General features: G+C 60.3%; 4 protein-coding genes. All 4 read right to left on the minus strand.

Going from position 1 to position 4798, the window contains the following annotated elements; all coding sequences use genetic code 11:
- A partial coding sequence (locus tag NKJ00_RS32075) for an HlyD family type I secretion periplasmic adaptor subunit (protein WP_352632587.1) occupies nt 1-907 on the minus strand: 907 nt, incomplete at its 3' end.
- Nucleotides 882-2672 carry a type I secretion system permease/ATPase gene (locus tag NKJ00_RS32080; protein WP_502906421.1) on the minus strand — a complete coding sequence of 597 codons (1791 nt, stop codon included), beginning with the start codon at nt 2670-2672 and terminating at the stop codon, nt 882-884. The genes NKJ00_RS32080 and NKJ00_RS32075, both read right to left, overlap by 26 nt.
- Nucleotides 2673-3055: 383 nt before the next feature.
- Entirely contained in the window at nt 3056-3856 is an 801-nt protein-coding gene (locus tag NKJ00_RS32085; RefSeq protein ID WP_352632591.1) for a calcium-binding protein, read from the minus strand.
- 722 nt (nt 3857-4578) lie between these two features.
- Nucleotides 4579-4798: beta-barrel domain-containing protein (locus tag NKJ00_RS32090; protein WP_502906422.1), on the minus strand; the 220-nt coding region annotated here is incomplete at its 5' end.

Raw genomic sequence — 4798 nt, forward strand, 5'->3', positions numbered from 1 at the left:
GAACTGCGAGTTGTTGAATGGTGCCTGACTGCGGCGCGACGATATCGATCCGTCGCAGTTCCTGTTCAGCCGCCACCTTGCGCTCTCCATACTCCCCGATCTGCGCCTGAACCTCTCTGAGCTCCTGGCCGACTTCGGTCTTGAAATCCTGATCGATCTGCGGGATCTGCAGGCGCGTTTCGGCTATGCGGGCTGCTGTCTGTGCCTGATGTGCGATCTTCTCACCGCGTTCGCCACCGAAAGTGGCAACCTGGATCTTCAGGCTGTTCAACCGTTGGTCCGAGACAATGCCTTGGTCGCGCAGCCCACTCAGAACAGCAATTTCCTTTAGGAGAACCTCGATCCTTTTTTCACAGGCAATTTCCTGCGCCTCGAATCCTTCGATCTCGTGGTGATATTGAGTAATGTGTTCCGCCAGTTGCGCCTGCTTTCCGTTGCGGGATTGTCTGCGGAATTCGAACAGCAGCGTCTCGCTATGTATTGCCGAAGCTACGTCCGGAACATCTCTTCGGGCGAGCAGCCAGTCCGGGAAGGCGATCTCCGCGAGATCGTCACGTTCAGCATCGAGTCTTGCCTGGTAGGCGGCGAGCTCATCGAGCCGCTTGGTGACTATGGCGAGATTGGCGCGCGTCTGGGTGGCATCGAGCCGCATGAGGATGTCGCCGGCTTTCACTTTATCGCCTTCGCGCACCAGGATTTCTCCCACCACCCCGCCGGTCGGGTGCTGCACCTTCTTGACATAGGAATCGACGACAAAGTGTCCGGACGCGACAACCGCACCGGAGAGATTCGTGAAGGCCGCCCAGGCTCCGGCTCCTCCCACAAAGATTACGCTCGCCAGAAGGCCCGCCACCAAGTGGCGGCGAATGGAGCTGGAAACGTCATTGTTCTGATGAATGCCGGACACCGGGATCCTCCATGTCAGCGCGCTCTCCCACGTGATCCTGTGTAGACTCGATGGCGTTGACGCCAGCGCCTCGTGCCATCGCTGTCCCCTTCAGGACTTTGGAAAGCGCTTCATCACGCGCACCGAATGCTCGCTGCCGTCCACCTTCCATCACCAACACCAAATCCACGGCGCGGATGGCGCTCGGCCGATGGGCGACGACAACCGCAATGCCCTTGCGCTCGCGCACGGAGGCGATCGCCTTAACGACCGCAGCCTCGCCTTCCGCGTCGAGATTGGCATTGGGTTCATCCAGCACAACAAGGAAAGGGTCTCGATAAAGAGCACGGGCAAGACCGATACGCTGGCGCTGCCCGGCGGAAAGTGCCGATCCGGCCTCACCGATCGGAGTTTCGTAGCCGTGCTCAAATCGGAGGATCAGTTCGTGCGTGCCCGCTGCCTTCGCCGCGGCGACAATAGCGTCAGGGTCAGGATTATCTTCAAAACGAGCAATGTTTTCGGCAATGGTGCCGTCGAACAGTTCAACGTCTTGTGGCAGATAGCCGATATGACGGCCTAGTGCTTCCCGGTCCCATTGATCGAGGCTTGCGCTGTCGATGCGAACCTTTCCGGCGACCGGCGCCCATGCGCCGACGATGGCGCGCGAGAGTGTCGACTTGCCCGAGCCCGATGCACCGATGATCCCGAGTGCGCTTCCCGCCTGAATGGCAAACGCAAGGCCGGTCACGGTCGGCTTCCTTTCGCCGGGCGGAACGATTGTCACGCCTTCGAGGCGCAGTTCGCGTTCAGGTGCAGGCATTGGCATAACAGGAGCGGATTCAGGAACCTTTTCCAAGAGGTCCTCCAGCCGCGCCCAACCCTGGCGCGCCATGAGGAAAGGTTTCCAGCTTGAAATGGCCAGATCGACCGGAGCCAGCGCACGCCCCATCATGATCGAACTGGCAATCATAACCCCGGCCGTAGCCTCCTGTCTGATGACAAGGTACGCGCCGACGGCAAGAATGGCCGATTGCAGCAGCACGCGCAGCGATTTTGAAATGGCACCCAGCCCACCTGCCACGTCCCCAGCTTTCCGGTTGGCGGCCAGACACTTGGCATTGGCCTTTTGCCATCGGGCAGCGATCCGCTTTCCAAGACCGAGAGCTTGCACGACCTCGGCATTGCAACGCGCTGCTTGCAGCAGACCATTGCGTGCCATGTTGTGGGCAACGGTATCGCTTATCGGCCGTTGCGAGAGAGTGTTGGCAAGGAGTGTCAGAGATGTGAGGCCGACCGCCCCGATAAGTGCCGTCATGCCGATCCAGAAATGAAGGAGGAAGCAAATGCCAAGATAAAGCAGCATCCATGGCAGATCGAAGAACGCTGTCGGACCGTTTCCACCCAAGAAGCCGCGAACATTGTCGAGATCGCGAAGCGGCTGCAAGCCGTCGCCCGGCATGCGCGTTGAAAGCGGAAGGCGAACGATCGCATCGTGAACGCGTCCGGAAAACTCTCCATCGAAACGCTCGCCAATCCGCAGCAGCACGCGGGCGCGCAAAATGTCGAGCAGGCATTGGAACGCATAAAGCCCCGCAGCAAGCACGACGAGCCCCACCAGCGTCGATACGCTGCCACTTGCCAGAACGCGGTCATAGACCTGAAGCATGAACAGCGGCGAGATCAGCGCAAGCACGTTGACCGCGCCGCTGATCAACACAACGCCCCAAATAGCGGAAGTCAGAGGGAAAGGTCTCAAAGCTGAATCCTTCAAGGAATGGCTTCTCACGTAAGTTCCGGAGGCTGGCGACTCAGCCCCATATTGCTCCCCGACCGGCGACCGACTGCATCCGCTCGCTGGTTCAGGATCAGTGCTCCCGCCGAATTTGTTTGGTCCCGGCATTTAATGGAGCGGGTCAACAACACCGTCCGGCTGAAGGTTTGGAAGGGCAACGTCATCGTGGCCGGCCGCAAGGGCCCGGACAGGCTTCCGCCTCCACACTTTCAGGAGATTTCGGTGCACGACCAGCGCGACGCGCAGGACTTCGTCAAGCTATCCACGCTGCAACTGCTCCCGAGCGCCCCTCGGTCGCCCCGGCCCATGGCAAGTAGCGGAAACGGGAAAGCGCCCGCCCAAGGGGGCGGGGCGCGGTTCCGTATCGGTTTTCTGGATCAAACGAAGGTGAAGTCCGACGCGGTCAGGCCTAGGTCGGCCACGGTGACCACACCGCCCAGGTGGGCGAACTCGTGCGCGCTGCCGTCGGCGGTGACATAGGCCAGAGTTGCGACTCTGTCGGTGTAGCTGCTTTGGTAGACAATGATGTCGCCGGCGTGCTCGCCGGAGATCGCACGCGCTGCCTCATTAGCAGAGTTGAAAGATTCGCCAGTGATTACCACGACATGTTCGCCGTTCGCACCCGAGGCCGCGCCACTGTAGAAGCTGCTCACCGGGTAGCCGGACTGTATACTGGCGTTGTTGACGAAGTTCGCGCCAAAACCGTCGTTGTAGAGGCCCACCGCATCGAAGGCGAACTTGTCCTCCGCCGGGTTGAAATCGGTGATAGTGGTAATGTCCGGCTTCGACCCGACACTCGGATCGACCCCAGGCACCGGATTGTGGAACTGGAACACGAACGTGTCATTGTCGGTGCCCCCGGTCAACGTATCCTGGCCGTCACCCACGTAGAGGACATCCTGGCCGGGACCGCCGCTGAGCCTGTCATTGTCCTCACCGGAGATGCGCGCGTTGAAGCGGCCGTTGTCGCCGGAGAGATCGTCCCAGCCATCTCCGCCGAAGATGCGGTCGTTACCCTCGCCGCCAAGGGCTCGGTCACTGCCCGGGCCAGCCGAGATCTCGTCGTTGCCGCCACGACCGTCAATCCAGTCACCGCCCTGGAAACCCTCCATCCAATCTTCACCCTTGGTGCCGAGGAGTGTTTCGGCATCCGGGCTACCCTTGATAATGTTTGCCATCGAAAAATACTCCTGATTATGCACCCTGCCTGACGCGTTCATATTGCTCATCGGGTAATTAGAGAAATCGATTGCTTGGATAGACACACATTTACGAAATGGATGCATTCACGTTCACTTCGCCCTTCCGCTGAGCAGTAGCGGGCTCGCAGGCGGCGGGGACGCGCCCAGACGATCGACCCGAACATTCACACTCAAACGGACGAGGAAAACTTGGTAACCGGCCGCCCTGGTTGGGCCCAAACCTCTCTCTGTTTGCTCGACGCCGGCATACCCGCACCGTAAGCGCTGGACGTGGACAAGTTCCGGTGGCGGCGGGTACGGCGCGGCTCAGCGATGAATGGGGGCCGGAGACGGTTCCTTCCGCGACACGCATGCTGCTACCGCGCAACAAGGGGAGGGCAATTTGCCGCCAATGGTCTCGTGATAGCGCCTTTCGCCGACAGGCTGTCGAAGTTGACCGAAGCCGAGCTGAAACGACAACTGACGGGTCCTCACAGCTGCGTTACGCATTCGCTCACCGTCAAGCCGGCCTCGGAAGAACAGGCATGGGGCTGTGTTGCCGAGTATCTCGCCAGCACTGCCCATTGCGAGCAATGGAACATTAGGGAGCGCGTTCGCGCGAGCCGAGAGTCCAAGGATCTCGGAACGACAGCTTCCGCACGTCGGCCGCACGGGCTCTACGCGACGCGGCCTACGCCAAGCTAACAGAATTACTTTCATTACTCGTGGAATGCCCGACTGATTTGGTCCGACAGCGGCTTCACAAAATAGGAAAGCGCCGTACGCTCGCCCCTCTGGACCATCGCTTCGGCCGGCATGCCGGGCACGAGCGTCAGGTCCTTGAGCTTCGTCAGTTCCGCATGCGGAACCGATAGACGCACCAGGTAATACGAAATGCCGTTTTTTTCGTCCGTCGCCAGATCGGCTGCGATCCGGCTG

It is taken from the genome of Mesorhizobium sp. M0227, assembly GCF_040321855.1.
Taxonomy (GTDB): domain Bacteria; phylum Pseudomonadota; class Alphaproteobacteria; order Rhizobiales; family Rhizobiaceae; genus Mesorhizobium.